General features: G+C 47.7%; 17 protein-coding genes. 14 read left to right on the forward strand and 3 right to left on the reverse strand.

Annotation, left to right across the window (positions count from 1 at the left end; translation table 11 throughout):
- Positions 1 to 39: 39 nt before the first annotated feature.
- The 3 genes from ABK447_RS04590 to ABK447_RS04600 form a co-directional block, all read right to left on the reverse strand.
- The gene (locus ABK447_RS04590; RefSeq protein ID WP_007613467.1) at positions 40 to 717 is read right to left on the reverse strand and encodes a YukJ family protein; all 678 of its coding nucleotides are present in this window, start codon (positions 715 to 717) and stop codon (positions 40 to 42) included.
- 118 nt (positions 718 to 835) lie between these two features.
- A complete protein-coding gene (gene ald, locus ABK447_RS04595) occupies positions 836 to 1,966 on the reverse strand; it encodes an alanine dehydrogenase (protein ID WP_052827792.1) in 1,131 nt (376 codons plus the stop codon).
- Between the two features lie 103 nt (positions 1,967 to 2,069).
- On the reverse strand, positions 2,070 to 3,299 hold the full coding sequence (locus tag ABK447_RS04600; RefSeq protein ID WP_007408691.1) for a CdaR family transcriptional regulator: 1,230 nt from the start codon (positions 3,297 to 3,299) through the stop codon (positions 2,070 to 2,072).
- 315 nt (positions 3,300 to 3,614) lie between these two features.
- On the opposite strand from ABK447_RS04600, the gene ABK447_RS04605 reads away from it, so the two are divergent.
- The 14 genes from ABK447_RS04605 to ABK447_RS04670 all read left to right on the forward strand — a co-directional run bounded on the left by ABK447_RS04605 (position 3,615) and on the right by ABK447_RS04670 (position 18,476).
- On the forward strand, positions 3,615 to 3,908 hold the full coding sequence (locus ABK447_RS04605) for a WXG100 family type VII secretion target (RefSeq protein WP_003152013.1): 294 nt from the start codon (positions 3,615 to 3,617) through the stop codon (positions 3,906 to 3,908).
- A 75-nt stretch (positions 3,909 to 3,983) separates the two neighbouring features.
- Positions 3,984 to 4,223: an EsaB/YukD family protein gene (locus ABK447_RS04610; RefSeq protein ID WP_007408690.1), complete on the forward strand. Its 240-nt coding sequence runs from the start codon at positions 3,984 to 3,986 to the stop codon at positions 4,221 to 4,223.
- Between the two features lie 14 nt (positions 4,224 to 4,237).
- Positions 4,238 to 5,524 (forward strand): type VII secretion protein EssB, encoded by a 1,287-nt coding sequence (gene essB / locus ABK447_RS04615; protein WP_015240490.1) that lies wholly within the window; start codon positions 4,238 to 4,240, stop codon positions 5,522 to 5,524.
- A 54-nt stretch (positions 5,525 to 5,578) separates the two neighbouring features.
- Positions 5,579 to 10,054, forward strand: coding sequence for a type VII secretion protein EssC (gene essC / locus ABK447_RS04620; RefSeq protein ID WP_100001592.1), 4,476 nt, complete (start codon positions 5,579 to 5,581; stop codon positions 10,052 to 10,054).
- Entirely contained in the window at positions 10,051 to 13,176 is a 3,126-nt protein-coding gene (gene esaA, locus ABK447_RS04625; RefSeq protein ID WP_100001590.1) for a type VII secretion protein EsaA, read from the forward strand. The genes essC and esaA overlap by 4 nt, the downstream gene beginning before the upstream one ends.
- A 7-nt stretch (positions 13,177 to 13,183) precedes the next feature.
- Entirely contained in the window at positions 13,184 to 13,657 is a 474-nt protein-coding gene (gene essA, locus ABK447_RS04630; protein ID WP_015240487.1) for a type VII secretion protein EssA, read from the forward strand.
- A 60-nt stretch (positions 13,658 to 13,717) separates the two neighbouring features.
- Positions 13,718 to 14,449: a (S)-benzoin forming benzil reductase gene (locus ABK447_RS04635; protein WP_015418111.1), complete on the forward strand. Its 732-nt coding sequence runs from the start codon at positions 13,718 to 13,720 to the stop codon at positions 14,447 to 14,449.
- A 163-nt stretch (positions 14,450 to 14,612) separates the two neighbouring features.
- Positions 14,613 to 15,143 carry an HD domain-containing protein gene (locus ABK447_RS04640; RefSeq protein ID WP_007408684.1) on the forward strand — a complete coding sequence of 177 codons (531 nt, stop codon included), beginning with the start codon at positions 14,613 to 14,615 and terminating at the stop codon, positions 15,141 to 15,143.
- Between the two features lie 137 nt (positions 15,144 to 15,280).
- On the forward strand, positions 15,281 to 15,517 hold the full coding sequence (locus ABK447_RS04645; RefSeq protein ID WP_003152023.1) for a DUF2642 domain-containing protein: 237 nt from the start codon (positions 15,281 to 15,283) through the stop codon (positions 15,515 to 15,517).
- A gap of 136 nt (positions 15,518 to 15,653) precedes the next feature.
- A complete protein-coding gene (locus ABK447_RS04650) occupies positions 15,654 to 16,760 on the forward strand; it encodes an AI-2E family transporter (protein WP_015418110.1) in 1,107 nt (368 codons plus the stop codon).
- Positions 16,761 to 16,821: 61 nt separating this feature from the next.
- The gene (locus tag ABK447_RS04655; protein ID WP_100001588.1) at positions 16,822 to 17,043 is read left to right on the forward strand and encodes a spore germination protein; all 222 of its coding nucleotides are present in this window, start codon (positions 16,822 to 16,824) and stop codon (positions 17,041 to 17,043) included.
- 72 nt (positions 17,044 to 17,115) lie between these two features.
- Positions 17,116 to 17,364, forward strand: a complete 249-nt coding sequence (locus ABK447_RS04660; RefSeq protein ID WP_003152028.1) for a YueH family protein — start codon at positions 17,116 to 17,118, stop codon at positions 17,362 to 17,364.
- Between the two features lie 65 nt (positions 17,365 to 17,429).
- Positions 17,430 to 17,828 carry a YueI family protein gene (locus ABK447_RS04665; protein WP_015240486.1) on the forward strand — a complete coding sequence of 133 codons (399 nt, stop codon included), beginning with the start codon at positions 17,430 to 17,432 and terminating at the stop codon, positions 17,826 to 17,828.
- Between the two features lie 96 nt (positions 17,829 to 17,924).
- A complete protein-coding gene (locus tag ABK447_RS04670; protein ID WP_003152033.1) occupies positions 17,925 to 18,476 on the forward strand; it encodes a cysteine hydrolase family protein in 552 nt (183 codons plus the stop codon).
- Positions 18,477 to 18,491: the final 15 nt, after the last annotated feature.

The raw sequence follows: 18,491 nt of genomic DNA on the forward strand, positions 1-18,491 counted from the left end.
AAAGCCTGCCGTTATTTCGGCAGGCTTTTTATGCGGACATCAGCCGTTAAGCTGTGTATGATCACAAAATGTATAAGGGTGGCCTTCTTCATTCGTGCACCATGACTGAGACAGAAAAGCCAAAAAGACCGCGGCCCACTGGTCTGCAAACTGGATTAAAATACCGCCGTCGTGCCACGTTCCGTTATCCTTCTTCCAGCGTGTATCAATTGGGTTTCCCTGATTCATATGAATATTATGCATGCCGTTTGTCGGCTTGAACCCGAAAATCTTATCAGCGCCCGGCTCCGGCCCGAATTTAGAGCCGTAAATATAGACGGTGGCTTTTTCTGATTTCGCTTTTTGCATGTACGTCTCAATAAAGTCATTTAAGTCATTATCCGGACCGGTGACTTCATGCGGGAGGGGCACCATGTTCCGGGGATCAAACAATCCGCCGCGGACATAATCCAGCGCCAGCTCACGGCTGGTTTCATCAATTGGGGTGTATCCATACGGAATGTTGGGCAGCAGGGTGATCGCGCTTGCGTCAAAATGATCGCGTGCCGCATACAGAACCTCTGATTCTTTTGAACTTGACATGACATTGATCGCACAGCGATAGCGCGTATCAGGCTCGCCTAGCACCTCGACTTGAAAATGCGGAGAATCATCATCTGTTTCCCTTTTCATATCTGACACAGTGCCTTTTAATACACCATAGTGCTGAACAGCCATATGAATCCTCCTTTTTCTTCCGGGATATGAATTGATATTCGAGACAGGGGGCCGTTTTTCCTTTGATGAGAAAGAAAAAAAGGACAGCCCGCTGATCAGACTGTCCTCTTCATATCTATTAAGCTTTTGCAGCCGAACCTTGCATTGCTTTTTCAGCAGGCACGTAGTCATAGCCTAAGTCTTTGGCTACCGCTTCATACGTGACATGTCCGTTAGCCGTATTTAAGCCCGCTTTAAGCGCAGGGCTGTCTGCAATGGCTTGTGCCGCGCCTTTATTGGCGATTTGAAGCGCGTAAGGAACGGTTACATTCGTTAATGCGAGCGTAGACGTACGCGGTACGGCGCCCGGCATATTGGCGACAGCGTAGTGAACGACGCCGTGTTTTTCGTAAGTCGGATTATCGTGGGTTGTAATATGATCAACGGTTTCCACAATGCCGCCCTGATCGATGGCAACATCAACAATGACGGAACCCGGTTTCATTTGTTTAACCATTTCTTCCGTAACGAGAGTCGGCGCTTTGGCTCCCGGGATGAGCACGGCGCAGATCAGAAGATCCGCTTCCGCGACGGAATCTGCAATATTTACAGGGTTTGACATCAAGGTTTTAATCTGATGCCCGAAAATATCATCAAGCTCACGCAGGCGGTCTGCGTTCAAATCGATCATTGTCACATCGGCACCGAGTCCGACAGCCATTTTCGCGGCATTTGTTCCGACGCCGCCCCCTCCGATGATCGTGACTTTTCCGCGGGATACACCCGGTACGCCGGCTAATAAAATTCCTTTTCCGCCCTTTGGTTTTTCAAGAAACTGAGCTCCGATTTGCGCGGCCATTCTGCCGGCCACTTCGGACATCGGCGTAAGCAGCGGAAGGGAACGTCCGTCCGTTACCGTTTCGTACGCAATAGCTGTCACGCCTTTTTCTGTAAGCGCTTTAGCTAATTCCGGCTCTGCAGCTAAATGAAGGTAAGTGAATAAGACCAGACCTTGACGGAAATACGCATACTCTTCAGCCAGCGGTTCTTTTACCTTCATGACCATTTCCGCATCCCATACTTGCTTTCTGTCCTCCAGAATTTCCGCCCCTGCTGATACATAATCTTCATTTGTAAAGCCGCTTCCGAGTCCCGCTCCGGATTCCACAAGAACCCGATGGCCGTTTCCGATAAGCTGTGAAACGCCTCCAGGTGTTAATGCCACTCGATTTTCATTGTTTTTGATTTCCTTTGGAATCCCGATAATCATGTCTGTTTCCCCCAATGTTTGTGTGATGCTTCAAGTGTAGCGCGATTTTTGCGAAAATTCTTTGTTTGAAACAGAAAATAAAAAAACACGGATTTGTGAAATTTCACGAACCCATGCTGCGAAGTTTGATATCAAGGTAAATCGTAAACTTTTCATTCACATTTTTTAAGTCGATTTCTGCGATCTGGCTGATTCTTTTCAGCCTGTAATTCAATGTATTGACATGGATGTTAAGCGCTTTAGCGGCGGTGTTGACGTTGCTGTCGGCATCAATAAAATGTTCGAGCGTTTTTACCATATCGGCTTGGTGCTCCCTGTCATACTGCTCAAGCTTTGACAGGGAATAGTTCATATAGCCGCTGTGCTTGCGTTTTTCATCCAACACATCCAGGTACTGATAAATGCCGAGTTCCGAAAAGCTGAAAAGGTGTTTGGTTTCTCTCACAAACCGCTCTTTCGCTTTTAATACGGAAAGCGCTTCCTGATAGGAGCGGTAAACATAAGAAATCGATTCGTAAATACCGCCGACCGCAATCGACGCATCCTCAATTTTATATCGTTCCTTCAGCTGTTTTTGAATATGAAGGGCGAAGTGCTTTACATCTTTAAAAGGCTGATCGGTTTTCGGCGCGGCTAATAAGATTAATTCATTTGAATCAACAGTCGCCAGCATGACATGAATCTGCTGTGTCGTTTCCTGCAAATATTGCAGCTGCTGTTCCGTCTTTTCAGTCAGCTCATCATGTAAACGGATGATCATGACGCTGAACACGGACGGCAGCGCCATTCCGAGCTTATGAAACCCTTCGGCCATTTCGGCTTCCTGATAAATATGGCCGGTCAGCATTTTCCAAAAAAACTCCTGGCCCCGCTCTTCGATTTTCGTTTTGCGGATCTGCAGGTGCAAAAGCTTGTTCCGCACCGCTTTGGCTGCCAGCTGAAGTGTCTTCAGATCTTCGTCATTGAGCTTTTTTTTGATCTCAAGCGCCCAAATAAATCCGAGAACCTGACTGTTTTTCCAGATGGAAATCGCCACGCGGTTGCTCAGGCCCACCTCGTCAATTTCTTTCACTTTGATCGGCTGGTCCGTTTTTAAAAGGGCCGGAATGGTTCCGTCTTTCCAGAGTTTGTTGATGACTTTTTCCGGCACCCTCCGCCCGATAATCGTCGACGTCCGGGCCGGATCTGTACAATCGCTGTGCGTGCTGTATGCAAGCAGTTTATGATTAACGTCTTCTATTGTAATGGGGCATTGAAGAACTTCACTGATATGGTCGGCAACATCTTCAAGCCTGTCGAAACTGTACTTAAATGGATCCTTTGGATTGGTCATCTGTATCCCTACTTTTTCATGGCTTCATATCTTGATCTTACCATCTTGCTTTTCAGACTGAAAGGCATCTTTGCAGGGAAATGGACTAGGACAATAAGATCATTCGATGAAAACGAAAATAATAAGAAAATCATACTACTACATTTACAAAATGTGTAAATGTGACGAAAAATCCAATATATCATAAGACTCATTTTGTAAAATTAAAACAGATTTGTTTGACTGTGCCGAATGGTTGTTTTTATAATAATGACGTTCAAAAAATAAGTGAATTAGCCCATATTTAGGCTGATGACACAGGAGGGTATAAGGAATATGTCTGGATTAATTCGTGTCACACCCGAAGAGCTAAGAGCGATGGCTAAGCAATATGGCGTTGAAAGTCAGGAAGTCATGAATCAGGTTGACCGCCTGAACCGCATGATTTCTGATTTGAAAGGCATGTGGGAAGGTGCTTCAAGTGAAGCATTTGCAGATCAATATGAGCAGTTGAAACCTTCATTTATTAAAATGTCTGAATTGCTTCAAGATGTGAATCATCAGCTCGATCAAACGGCAAATACGCTTGAGTCTACTGACCAAGATATCGCTAACCAAATTCGCGGATAATAAGATGAATGAAGAAACGGAGCGCCTGATTCAATCAAGAAGACGGCGCTCTTTCTATGTAAGGGTGATATGAATATGTATATCGATATTACAATAGATTTAACACATTATAACGGCAGCGTCTTCGATCTCAGATTGTCAGATTACCATTCTGTGAAAAAAGTCATTGATATTGCCCGGCAGGCTCAGCATGTATCCGTTCCGCCGCGTGAAGGCTATTGGATCAGAGTGGTCAATAAAGAAGCGGTTTTTTCCGGAGAACAAAAGCTATCTGACTGCGGCATTACGAACGGAGACCGCCTTGAAATTTTATGAAAGGACATGGTGGAATGACAGGTCATAACAGATCTTATTTAGAAACAGAATTAGACGCCGTCCGGGAAGAAACCGAATCAGGCTTCACGTTCACCTTCCAGCGGGAAAAAATCAAGCTTCTTGACGGGCTGGAAGCAAACGTGATTAAAGATGCTGATCCTTTTTTTCAAAAAGAGGTCTCAGTTTCAGAAGACGAAGTAACCATCACAATCAAACCTCCTTCTTCTTATCAGGCTTTCCGCTATATAAAAGGAAAAGATAAAAAAAGCAGGTGGCAATTTGCCTACCGTCTCGTCCAAGCTGTGAAACAGCATAAGCTGAAACGTCTCAATCTGATTGCCGCCCCTGAAAATATCGTGTTTGATAAGGCGCTGACGCCTTACTTTCTTCATTACGGCGTAAAGGAGAGCCTTCCGCCTTATGAGGAAGATAGAGAAAGGGTGTTAAAAGAGCTCAAAGCCTGTGCGGCGCTTGCAGCTGACGGGGCGTACACCTTCGATGAATATTTGAAGTACAAGGAGACGCTTCACTTCTCTTCTGAGGTGAAAAGCGTGCTAGAGGCGGAGACGATTGAAGAACTGGAAGAAACCATTCAAACCGCAATTGATTCCCTCGAAGAAAGGGACAAGACATACATAAAACTGCCGAAAAAGAAATGGAAAATCCAAAGATACGCCGGTCTGGCGCTTGCCGTCCTCCTTGTGCCGACACTTCTTTACTCCTTATACGTTCTGTTTTTCGCCCAGCCAAAGCAAGAGGCAATTACGGAAAGCAACCGCTATTTTTTAAATCAGCAGTACAGCAAAGTCATTGACACACTCGCCAAATACGATGCGGAAAGCCTCCCGGAATCTGTGCAGTATGAGCTTGCTTCCTCTTATGTGGCAGTTGAAAATCTGAGAGAAGAACAGCGGAAAAACATCGGGAATCTGGTCACGCTGCAATCAGACCCGAAGCATTTTCTTTATTGGATTGATATCGGCAGAGGGGAAAATGAAGAAGCCATCAAAATCGGCCGCAATCTTGAGTACAACCCGTACATCTGGCTCGGACTTACAAAATATAAACAGCAATTATTAGCGGATGACAGTATGAAAGACGACGAAAAGCAGAAAGAACTGGATGCCGTGGAAAGCGAGCTTGCGAAGGCGAAAAAAGAGGCGGAGGAGCAGCATAAAGAAGCGGAGGAAAACGGTGACACCGCCGAAGCTTCCGCCGGACAGGATGAAAGCAAACAAGACAAAGCAAAAGATAACAAAGAGAACGACAAGAAAGATGAGAAAAAAGATGAAAAAAAATAACAGCACACATCAAATGGCCGCAGGTAACGATCAGGCTGTCAGGAGGTTCGCCATATGAGTCTGTTATGGGTCTTTTACCGAGAGCACGTACAAAAGATTCAGCTGTCTGAACTCCCGCCGTCTCAGCCGATTACGATCGGTCCGGATATGAAAGATACAATCACGGTCGGCACACTTCCGTTACGGCAAAACGCCGCAACCCTTTATCGAAAAGAAACAGATCGTTATGATGTTTTCCTGGGAAATAACTGTGCCGGCGAATTGACAATAGGAAATGAAATGCCCTGCCGGATTGAAGAAGAGACGATGCGGCTTCTGCTCACCCCTGACAAAGAAGAATCCTCCGTTTATTTTATCGGCGGGAAGGATGAGATCGTTTTCTCATCAGAAACAGAGGAAGCGGATATATACAAAGAGCCGTCCTCCGCTCAAACAGGGGCTTTTTATCTGCGAAAGTCGGGAGGATGCTGGTCTGTCGTCCCTGATGGCCAAGACGTTTATGTGAACGGAAAACTTGCAGAAGCTCCCGAAAGGCTCCGCACGGGAGATGAGCTGCTGTGGAATTTTCTGCGTGTGAGGCTGACGGAGGACGACCTTTTAGAAGTCGTTCATCACGAAAAGCTTCAAACCGGTTTAACCAAAACGGTAAAACCAAGCACCGAAATGAAAAAGAAATACCCGCAATATCGAAGAACGCCGCGCATGGTCTACGATCTTCCCGAAGACCGCGTTTCATTCAGCTTTCCCTCGCAGGAAAGCGAACAGAATAACCGGGGGCTGTGGCTCGTCATTCTGCCTCCTTTGGTCATGCTGATTGTAATGGGGGTTGTCGCCATTATACAGCCGAGGGGCATATTCATCCTTGTCTCTTTGGCGATGTTTATGATGACTCTCATTACCTCCACCGTGCAGTATTTCCGTGAAAAAAACCAGCGGAAAAAACGGGAGGAAAAACGGGAGCGTGTGTACAAGCAGTATTTAGAAAGCAAGCGGAAAGAGCTTCAGACGCTGTCGGAAAAACAGCTGCAAGTGCTGACGCATCATTTTCCCCCGTTTGAAAAAATGAAATATTTAACTTCTGAAATCAGCGGCCGCATTTGGGAGAAATCGCTGGATAGCAGGGATTTTCTGATGCTTCGGCTCGGAACGGGCACGGTCCCGGCAAGCTACGAGATTTCAATGAGCGGCGGAGACCTGGCGAACCGTGATGTGGATGACTTGATGGAGCAGTCGCAGCACATGCAGCGTGTGTATAAAGATATCCGCCATGCGCCCGTGACCGTTGATTTACAAGAAGGGCCGATGGGGCTTGTCGGGAAACCCCAGATCGTCAAAAATGAAATTCATCAGCTGATCGGCCAGCTCGCGTTCTTCAACAGCTACCATGACCTGCGATTTGTCTTTATCTTTCATGAGGACGAATATAAGGAATGGGAATGGATGAAGTGGCTGCCGCAATTTCAGCTGCCTCATATGTATGCGAAAGGATTTATTTACAATGAACAGACCCGCGATCAATTGTTATCGTCCATTTACGAGCTGCTGCGTGAGCGGGATTTGGAAGAAGATAAAGAAAAAAAGATCTTCCAGCCGCATTTTGTCTTTGCCATCACAAATCAGCAGCTGATCGCAGAGCACGTCATTTTAGAATACATCGAAGGCCGGCATGAGCATCTCGGCATCTCGGCAATCATCGCCGCGGAAACGAAGGAAAGCCTGGCGGAAAACATTCACACCCTCGTCCGCTACATTAATGAAGATGAGGGAGACATTCTCATTCAGCAGAAAAAAGCGGTGCAGATCCCGTTTAAGCTGGACAGGCATGAACGGACAAACAACGAGCGGTTTTCCCGGACGCTTCGGACATTGCACCATCAGGTCGGAATGACGAATTCCATTCCTGAAACGGTCTCATTTCTGGAGCTGTTTCATGCGAAGGAAGTCAAAGAAATCGGCATCAGGAAGAAGTGGGAGACAAGTGAGTCTGCAAAATCGCTGGCTGTTCCGATCGGCTATAAAGGAAAAGACGACATCGTCTATTTAAACCTGCATGAAAAAGCGCACGGGCCGCACGGATTGCTGGCGGGAACGACCGGCTCCGGGAAAAGTGAATTTCTGCAAACGTACATCCTGTCATTGGCCGTTCATTTCCACCCGCATGAAGCGGCGTTTTTGCTGATTGACTATAAGGGCGGAGGAATGGCCCAGCCGTTCCGCAAGATGCCGCACCTTCTCGGGACCATCACGAATATTGAAGGAAGCAGAAACTTCAGTATCAGGGCGCTTGCATCCATTAAGAGCGAGCTGAAAAAACGGCAGCGTCTGTTTGATCAATATCGCGTCAATCACATCAATGACTATACAAAGCTGCATAAACAGGGAGAAACGGAGATTCCGATGCCGCACCTGTTTTTGATTTCAGATGAATTCGCCGAGCTGAAAAGCGAAGAGCCTGACTTTATCAGGGAGCTTGTCAGCGCGGCCCGCATCGGACGGAGCCTTGGTGTGCATTTAATTCTCGCCACGCAAAAGCCGGGCGGCATCATTGACGACCAAATATGGAGCAACTCACGCTTTAAGGTCGCGCTGAAAGTGCAGGATGCAAGTGACAGTAAAGAAATCCTGAAAAACAGTGATGCGGCGAATATTACGGTCACCGGACGCGGCTACTTGCAAGTCGGAAATAACGAAGTGTATGAGCAGTTCCAGTCTGCCTGGAGCGGCGCCCCTTACATGGAAGATGTATACGGCACCGAGGATGACATTGCCATCGTTACCGACACAGGCTTAATTCCGCTGTCTGAGGTGGATGCGGATGATGCGGCGAAAAAAGATGCCCCGGCAGAAATAGAGGCCGTAGTCGAAGAAATCGAGCGGATTCAAAATGAAATGGGCATTGAAAAGCTGCCGAGCCCGTGGCTTCCGCCGCTTGCCGAACGTATCCCGCGCACGCTTTACCCTGCGCAGGAAAAAGACCGCTTCTTCATCGCCTGCGTTGATGAGCCTGATCAGCAAAGACAGGCGCCTCTCGCTTATACGATGATGGATGACGGCAACATCGGCATTTTCGGCTCATCCGGCTACGGCAAGTCAGTGGCTGCCATCACCTTCCTGATGAACTTCGCGGAAGGATACACGCCGGAAGAGCTTCATATGTACATCTTTGATTTCGGAAACGGCACGCTTCTGCCATTGGCAAAGCTTCCGCACACCGCAGACTATTTCTTAATGGATCAAATGAGAAAGATCGAAAAATTCATGATCCGCATCAAGGAAGAAATCGAGCGGCGGAAACGGCTGTTCAGAGAAAAAGAAGTCAGCCATATCAAAATGTACAATTCGCTCAGTGAAGAAGAGCTGCCGTTTATATTTATCACAATTGACAATTTCGACATCGTAAAAGATGAAATGCATGAATTAGAAACGGAATTTATCCAGATTTCACGCGACGGGCAAAGCTTAGGCATTTACTTCCTGCTGACCGCAACGAGGGTAAACGCCGTCCGCCAGTCGCTGTTAAACAACATAAAAACGAAAGTCGTCCATTATTTAATGGATCAGTCAGAAGGATACTCCATTTACGGGCGTCCGCCGTTCAGTCTCGAACCGATCCCGGGCCGCGTCATGATCCAAAAAGAAGAACTGTATTTCGCGCAAATGTTTCTTCCGGCTGAAGCGGAAAATGACCTCGAGATGTTCCAGGCGCTGAAAGCGGATGTCAAAGCATTAGCTGAGCGCCATGCCGGAACAGCCGGCCCAGACCCGATTCCGATGCTTCCGGATAGGCTGACGGCCGGCGAATTTTCACTCCGTCTCGGCCCGGATCAAGAACCGTTCCGCATTCCTGTCGGGCTTCATGAGGAAAAGGTCAGCCCTGTGTACTTTGATCTGGGCAAAAATAAGCATTGCCTTATCTTAGGCCAGACACAGCGTGGAAAAACAAACATCCTGAAAATGATGCTGAATCACCTGCTGCGTGAAGGTACGGAACGGGTCGGGCTGTTTGACTCGATTGACCGCGGACTGTCGCAGTATGCGCAGGAAACAAAGGTCAGCTATCTGGACACAAAAGAAGACGTCCGGCAGTGGATCGAAACGGCAGAAGCTATTTTCACGGAGCGCGAAGCTCAGTATGCGCAGGCCGTCAAAAATGGCGATGTGCACAAACTCAGTTTCTCTCCGGTCGTGTTAATGGCCGACGGCATTACAAGATTCCAGCAGACGATCGACACCGCCATTCAAGACAAACTGGCGATGTTTATGAAATCTTACGCGCATGTGGGCTTCAGTTTTATCCCGGCGGGCAATCACAGCGAATTCTCAAAAGGCTATGATTCCTTAACGACGGAAATGAAACAGATCCGCCACGCGATGCTGCTTGTGAAAAAATCCGAACAAAATGTCATTCCGCTGCCTTACCAAAGGCAGGAACCGGACATTCAGCCGGGCTTCGGCTATTTGGTTGAAAACGGGAAGGAGCAAAAAATCCAAATACCTTTATGTTCAGCGGAAAGGGAGGCCGTCAGATGACTGAACAACGAAAAAGCCTGATCAAATTAATAGCCGCGGTCGTCATCATTCTGCTGCTGCCGGTGCTGTTTTTCCGGTTTATCGGCGATGACCCGGGAAAACAAAAAATCAACGCCACCCGCCAAATCGCAGTCGTGAATGAAGACATGGGCTTACAAACAGATGAAAATGAGGAAGAGGAATCCGTCCATTTCGGTAAAGAAGTAGCGGCCGCTCTCGGCGGCCGTCCGGATTATTCATGGACGGTTGTCAACAGGAGCGCGGCTGAAAACGGTCTGGCGGCTAAGAAGTATGACGCCGTCGTTTACATTCCATCCGATTTTTCAAAAGATATCTTAAGCTATGACAAGGAGCGTCCGCAAAAAGCCACGCTGACATTCAATATTCAAAGCAACCTGAACGCCGTCAACAAAGAAAAGGTGCAGCGTGAGCTAGAAGACGCCCAAAAATCAATGAATAAAAAAATGTCGGCATTATATTGGAATTTCGTCTCACAAAAAGTGAACAATGTCCGAGGCGATTTTGACAAGATCGTCAATAAAGAATCAGAGTTTCAAAACGTCATGTACAACTTTTACAAGCCGAGCTCCAATGACTTGGCAGGTGAAATCAAGCGGCAAAAAGACCTGATTGACGAACTGAAAAAATCAATGAATGAAGCGCAGGGCGCGGCAAAAGAAAAATTGACCTCGGCAGATGAAGCCAAAACCACGCTCAAAGACTTTGCCGATACGGTCGAGCGCTATAAACAATATCAAGAAAATCAGAAAAAACTGCTGATGGCCGCGCAGGAACAAAATCAAAAGCAAATCACAACCGGACTGAATGCCATTAAAGCACAGCAGGCCGCCAACCAGTTCAGCACGATGATGAGCGGGCTGTCTTCAGGCATAAACCGGGCGCAGACACAGCTTGACCAGACGGGATCGGCTCTTTTTGCCGCCCAACAGGTGAGAGAAGCGCAGGTTCCTGAGCAGGAACGCGGGATGGCGAATATTCAATCCAATTTACTGGACAATTATTTGACTCAATATAAAGCTCAAGCAAGATTTGAAACACTGAACAGTATCCAAACCCTTATGAAAAGGGATCGGCCGGCATTAACCGTTCCGGAAAAGGACCCGGGTGATGACGGCTCGGATGAACCGAAAGAAGAAGAAAAACCGGAAGAAGAAAAACCCGGCGATCTGAAAATTGACCTTGACGATCAGCGTGACGAGTTAAAACGCATCTCCGCTGAAATCAATCACATTTCTGACGGATTAAAAGAACCGCAAAAAGAAAATCCGGCCCCTGAAAAACCGGGCCAAGGCGATGACGGTGAAAACTCCGGCGATACCGATCCGAATAACGGAACGAATCCCGGAGAAGACGGAAAAACGGAAGACGGCACAAAAGAAGAGCAGCCTGCTTCCGATAACACAGGCGATCAGGAGCCAAAAACCGTCCAGACCGCCACTGCCGCTAAAAACGTCACTCCGCCTGCTGATGAGCCGGCGGACGATCCGAACGATCCGAACGATTCTGAAGGGGACGGCGGCACGGACATATCTGAGGCGAAAGAAAGGCTGAACCAAGCCGCAGAGCGCATTCAGCAAATTGAAAAAGAGCTGGAAGAGAAACAGCAGACTCATAATGAAGAACTGAAAAAACGTCTCAATGCTCTTGATGAAGAAATCCAAGGCCTTCAAGACCAGATTGATGACGTCAAAAAACGTGCAAAGAAAAAGCTAGAGGAATTGGAAGAAACGAGAAAACAAGACTTCAATACCATTTACAGAATGATTGTAAAAACAGAACAGAACATTCTGAACTACCCGTCATTGGATGGCGGCCGCAAATCTGCTCTTGAACAGATATTTGCCGCTGACATCAATACAAAAGAAGTATCCGATTTAATGAGTTACTATAATGATTTATCCCTGTATGAGGCGACACTCTATCACTCTCTTGACGCGGGCCCGCTGCCTGACGTGAAAAACAGGGTGCTGAAAGCCCAGCAAGGCGAAGTCCAAACCGTTCTCGCCATCAAACCGGTGGAAACGGCAAGCTGGGAAAACCTGAAAAACAACAAAATGCAGACAGATGAAGACATCAGCAATTTCATTAAAGGCATGACCGAATTCTCGGATAACTACAGCTCGTATATCAGAGATGAACAAGCCGGAGTGCTCGATGAGCTCGCCAGCATTTCAGACAGCGCGGCGAAAGCATCCGATCAGCTGGCTGAAGGCGCCGTGCAGGAAGCGGCCGCGTTCAGCGGAGACGGATTAACCGGAACGATGGCGCTCGGCGCTCAGGATACCGTCGGCCGCGAAGTCCTGCAAATGTCTGACACGATGGGCCATCTGTCAGAACGCCAGTCCGGCATCATCAGCTATACCGACAATATGCAGCAAAGCGTAAATGACGTCCAGCATAAAGCGGACACCCTGAACAGCAACTGGGGCAAAAACGTCGATTCCACGAAATTGATCAGAAATGACGTGTACGGCATTTTAGGGAACGCGCTCGTTGACGGACAGGAAAACGGCTACGTTTACGATTATCTCGCCAACCCGCTTAAAATCAGCGGAGAGGTGCCGGAAGACCGGGTTCAGAATGTTCCGCCGGTCGTCATTTTGGTGATCATCCTGATCAGCAGTCTTCTGATCGGCTATTTCAGCTCGTATTATCAGCAGGCGCCGCTTCTTGTCAAAGGCGCGCTCTTTGGGATTTTAAACATTATGGTCGGATTGATGATCAGTCTGTTCGGTCTGAATATCTACTCGCTTCCGGACGATCAGACGATTAAATGGTCAGTCTTTACGATTCTCTTGCTTGCGGCGAGTTCAGCTTTTATCCGGGCAGCATTTGTCTTCAGCTCGATTACCGGATGGATCGCATCATCAGCGCTCATTCTCTTTTATGTGGCGCCTTTGATCGACCTGATTATGCCGAACTTCACCTTTGACAGTCCGGTTTCGAAAGTCTATATCGATATTCAATACGGAACGGGCCATCTGTTTGCGATGGGGGTAACGGTTCTTGCGATCATTACGCTGATTGCGGCGGCGCTTCCGCTCGTCATTCGGCTGTTTGCGGAAAAAACGGAGGAAAGTGATCAGTCTTATGAGGCGTAACACGTTCATGGAAAAAGGATTGCTGCTGTTTGCTCTCTCCTTTTTCCTCCTCCTTCCCCAAGCCGCAGCCGCGAATGAGGAAAATACTGATGTCAAGCCGAATGAATATGAAAAGAAAGACATTGAAATTCGTACGGATTACCTGCACGACGATGCCTACTCTGAGGAAAAAACGGCGCTTCCGAAAGAACAGAAGGATATTACCTTTGATCAGCCGGCCGAAAACCCGGATGACAAACTGATATCAAAGTTGTTTACATCGTCAGACACGGAGCCGAATACGATCAAAGCGCAATCGAAAAAACTGGGTATCACATTTGCCGAGCCTGCGGTGCGGCGTACCTCGGCAGATATGGAAACGGAAGAGAAAAAGACTTCTTATCTGCTGCCTGTCATTTATGCCGTCTTGATCCTCCTCGGGATTGCGGCGATGATCTATCTGATCCCGAAAGTCACGGCGCAGGAAAAGGCAAAGCGGTAAACGAATCGCTTGTGTTTGCGGGAAGACAGCCCGTAAAATAAGAAAAAAAGGAGGAGTTTCATGCAGTTTTTTCTTATAACAGGCGCGTCAAAAGGCTTGGGCCGGGCGCTTACGGAACAGGCGCTTCAAGAAGGAGCCGAAGTCGCCGCGCTTTCAAGAACGATAAGCGGGGAAAAGCGTGAGGGGCTGACAGAATACAGTGTTGATTTAACCGATCTGGCAGATACAGAGCGGCAGATGAAGGCGATTCTTGATCAAGCTGAGAAGAAGCGGTACTCTGCCGTCACATTGATCAACAATGCCGGAATGGTGGAACCGATCAAGCGGGCGAAAGAGGCTTCCGCCGAAGAATTGAACCGCCACTACACCCTTAATCTGACGGCGCCCGTTTTGCTCAGCCAAATGTTCACAAAGCGTTTCGAAGCGTTCAGCGGCAGCAAAACAATTGTCAACATCACATCTGGCGCGGCGAAAAATCCTTATAAAGGATGGAGCGCGTATTGCAGCTCAAAAGCGGGGCTTGATATGTTTACGAGAACATTCGGGTTTGAACAGGAAGATGAAGAGCTGCCGGTCCGCATGATCTCATTCTCGCCGGGAGTGATGGATACAGACATGCAGGCTGTCATCCGTTCTTCGTCAAAAGAAGATTTCCATGACATCGAACGGTTCCGCAATCTGAAAGAAACGAAAAACCTCAGAAGTCCTGAATACATCGCCGGCGTCATTCACTCACTGATCGCGGGCGAGCCGGAAAACGGACGGATATACGATATCAAAGAATTTTTGTAGAGCAGCTTTTACGCTGCTCTTTTTTGTTTGTACAATCACTTCGGGGTCCGGCGGCATATGATGAATGAAACAACGTATAAGGGGTATAAGAAATGTATCAGATGAATTGAGTTTCTTCTCGATTTATGTTAGGATTCTAAAAATATATTAAGGAGGGGTTTCCATGAGAAATGTAACGTTAATGGATGTCTTCACCCATCCAATCGCACAAAAGTATTTACAGCGTTCCGGTGTCGCCCATGCGATCGCCTGCGCGTTTCATGCATACCGTCTTGCCGTAAAAGCAGGTGTCAGCCCGGATCTTGCGGCGAAAGCGGCTTTACTGCATGACGTCGGCCATTATGAATGGTACACAGACGGCAAATGGGATTATGAAAAGTACAGAAGAAACGATATCCATGCCATTAAAGGCGCGGAACGGGCGCATAAGCTGCTCATCCGGCTCGGTGAAGAACCGAAAGCGGCGAAGGACATTGCGCTGGCGATTCTGCTTCACACCGATTCCTATCTGCCTGAAGGCGAACTGGACAAGAATACGCTCCAGCAAATCGTGAAACAAGCGGATGAACTCGATGAAGAACCCGGCGGACATCACCATTACCGCCAAATGGATCACACGGCCGCGCTCAAACAAATCCAAAAGCTTGATCAGTTAATTGACCAAGCCCAATATCCCTTAAGAAGCTCAGTCTAGGCCACTCATGCGGCCTTTTCCGCTTACATAACTCCGCATGCTCACTAACACCTTTTCCGCTCCGATAGACGTACTGTGTCAAAGCCTTTGTCCGCTGCATATGCTGAAGGAAAACATAGTAAAGGGGATCAGCGAAAATGGCCCATCAAGGAAGCCCGCAAATCGTCTCGTTAGTGGATCCTTACGTTTATCAGACCATCCATAAGCTTATCGGCTCAAGGTTTATCATTCAAACCGTCAGACGCATTGTCAGAGGACGGCTGATTGATGCCACTCCGGATCACATCGCCATTGAAGAAACGCATGACCGTGTATTTTATATCAGAAACCGCCATGTGGTTTCCGTCATGCCTGATTATACCGAACGCGTGTAACAGCACGAATAAGGCGCAAACCGGAGGCGGCCCTATAGAACCCCGGTGCGTCTTCTTTTTTGAGATACATAGATGCACGGCGGCTTTTTTTGGTACAATCACAGTACAAGTTCACATGACAATAGGAGGAAACCGCTTGTTGAAATCAAAGGTCCATTTTTGGACGCTGCAAATTTTGCTCGTTTTGCTCATTATTTACGTATCAACGAAAGTCTCGTTTATTTTTCAGCCGTTTTTCGGTTTTATCACCACTCTGTTTTTTCCGATTTTGATCTCGGGCATTTTGTTTTTCATTTTTAATCCGATCGTGCGCCTGCTTGAGAAAAAAATCCCCCGGACATTGGCGATCCTGCTCATTTATCTCGTTTTCATCGGCCTGATTGCCTTTATGTTCACCGCCATCGGACCGATTGTGGCTTCCCAGGTCACGGGGCTGATTAACAATTTCCCTGATTACATTCATCAGATTCAAGTCTTGACGGCGCAATTATCCCATTCCAAATGGTTTACGTGGATGATGACGCAGGATTATGTGTCGATAGAAAAAATCCAGCAGTCTCTGACGGGATTTTTACAAAGCCTTCCGCAAAATATTACGGCAAGCCTGTCGGCCGTGTTCGGCGTCGTTACGAATATCACGCTTGTCGTGATCACCGTTCCGTTCATTTTGTTTTATATGCTGAAGGACGGCCGGCGGTTTCCGCTCTTGGCGGTTAAAATCCTGCCTACTTCCTACCGGGCGGAAGGTCGCAAAATATTTAATGACTTATATGTCACATTGGCCGCCTATTTCCAAGGCCAGCTGCTGATTTGTCTCTTTGTCGGAACGGCATGCTTTATCGGATATTGGATCATCGGCCTGCAGTATGCGTTAATTCTCGGGATGGTGATCGCCGTCACCAATATCATTCCGTACCTGGGGCCGTTTCTCGGGGCGGCGCCCGCGGTGATTATCGCGTTTATGGATTCGCCGGCTAAGGCGCTGTTTGCCGTTATTGTTGTCGTTGTCGTCCAGCAGCTTGACGGGAATCTGCTTTCTCCGCTTGTCATCGGGAAACGGCTCAATACCCACCCGCTCACCATTATTCTTCTGCTTATCGGAGCGGGCAGTTTCGGCGGCATTCTCGCAATGATTCTGGCCGTGCCGGTTTACGCGGTTTTAAAAGCTTTCGTCTTAAATATCGTCCGGCTTATCAAACTTCGTCAGCGGTCAAAGCTAGAAGACAGCCGCAAGCCGAAATAAAAACGGGCACAACTCCCGATGCAGCGCATAAAATGCTGTAAAGAAAAGCGGAGGTGTGGGTATGCCTGCAATTGTGGGACCGATTTATATTATGAGTTTAGCCGGAGACGCTGCGGCGAGCTTCGGTGACGTGTTTGCCATTTCTCCCAAAGCCGTTGACCACTCAGGCGCGGGGGCAGGGGCGTTTCATTCCGGAGATTTTGTCAAAGTCACTAATAAATTCAGCACAACGCACTTTGAAGACATCGATGTGTTTGACGAACCTGATTGGTTTAACGCGTGACAGCCTCCTTTTAGGAGGCTGTCGCTTTTTTGTAGTATAATAGAATCAGTCTTTATAAAAGGGGAATTTTTTATGAAAATCAGAAAAGCGAATATTACCGTGCAGTCCGGAATGATCGGTGATGTATATCTGCATGAAAATAAAAAAGAACAGCATACCCTTGTAGCCGTTCCGGAACTTGAGTGGAGCACGATCATTTCCTATGAGGAAGAGAAAAAGGCGCTGGCGCAGCGGCTTTTACAATCATTCAGCAAGCTGATTGAAGAAGAACCCGCCGGAGAGCTCGCCGGCAAGATCTCCCATTGGGTGGCTGAAATGTAACGAAGCGGTTTACCGCGTCCCGTCCGGGGCGATAATTGTAAAACAAGCTGAGGAGGGACAGGCCGATGAGCGACAAAACGGTTGACCTTTATTTACAGCAGGGGATGTACGGCCCTCTGCAGACGAAACCGGATGAACGCCATTTATTTTTAGGCTCGCTGCGTGAAAGAGTCATCATTGCCCTGACGAAGGGGCAGGTGCTGCAAAAGCAGCCGTATGAAGAAGTGAAACAGGCGCTGAAAAGCCGAAAAGACGCGGTGCTCTATATAAACGGAAGGCTCCCGTATCATGCTTATTCACCATATATGAAGCTTGCCGCACTTGCCGGTGTCCGAAGCTCCGTCATATCGGATCTTCAATTCGAAACGCCGCTCGGCCTGGTTTTTGCCGCCAATTATGCCGTGAACCTTGACGGCATTTACGTACAGGATGACATTTTTCAGCGCTCACTCCTGAAATCTTAAAAGGGCAAAACACCGTTTGTCATTTTACAATGCCAATTCACTTACAAGTGGAGATAGGATATAATGGTTTTCATATGAATGGCGGGGAGGCCGGCTATGAAAAAAGCATTTATATGCATTGATTATACGAATGATTTTGCAGCAGAGAACGGGGCATTAACCTGCGGAGAACCCGCGAGACAGATTGAAGATACGATTGTCAGTTTGACGCAAGCATTTATAGAAAACGGTGATTACGTTGTCTTTGCGGTTGATTCGCATGATGCAGACGATGATTTTCATCCCGAGACACGCCTGTTTCCTCCGCATAATATCAACGGCACGGAGGGCAAAGAGCTGTACGGAAGGCTATCGCCTCTTTATGAGAAACATAAACACGCAAAAAACGTAAATTATATGGAAAAAACGAGATATTCTGCTTTTGCGGGAACGGATTTAGAGCTGAAACTGCGGGAACGGCAGATCACTGAGCTGCATCTTGCGGGCCTGTGCACGGACATCTGCGTTCTTCACACGGCGGTTGACGCCTACAACAAGGGCTTTCAGATCGTCATTCATCAAAACGCTGTGGCCAGCTTTAATCCGGAAGGGCATGAATGGGCCCTGTCCCATTTTAAGAACAGCATCGGAGCGCAAGTGGCAGAGTAAGGAAGGGGAAAACAA

Origin of the sequence: Bacillus sp. hwrm1 (genome assembly GCF_040207805.1) — a bacterium.
Taxonomy (GTDB): domain Bacteria; phylum Bacillota; class Bacilli; order Bacillales; family Bacillaceae; genus Bacillus; species Bacillus velezensis.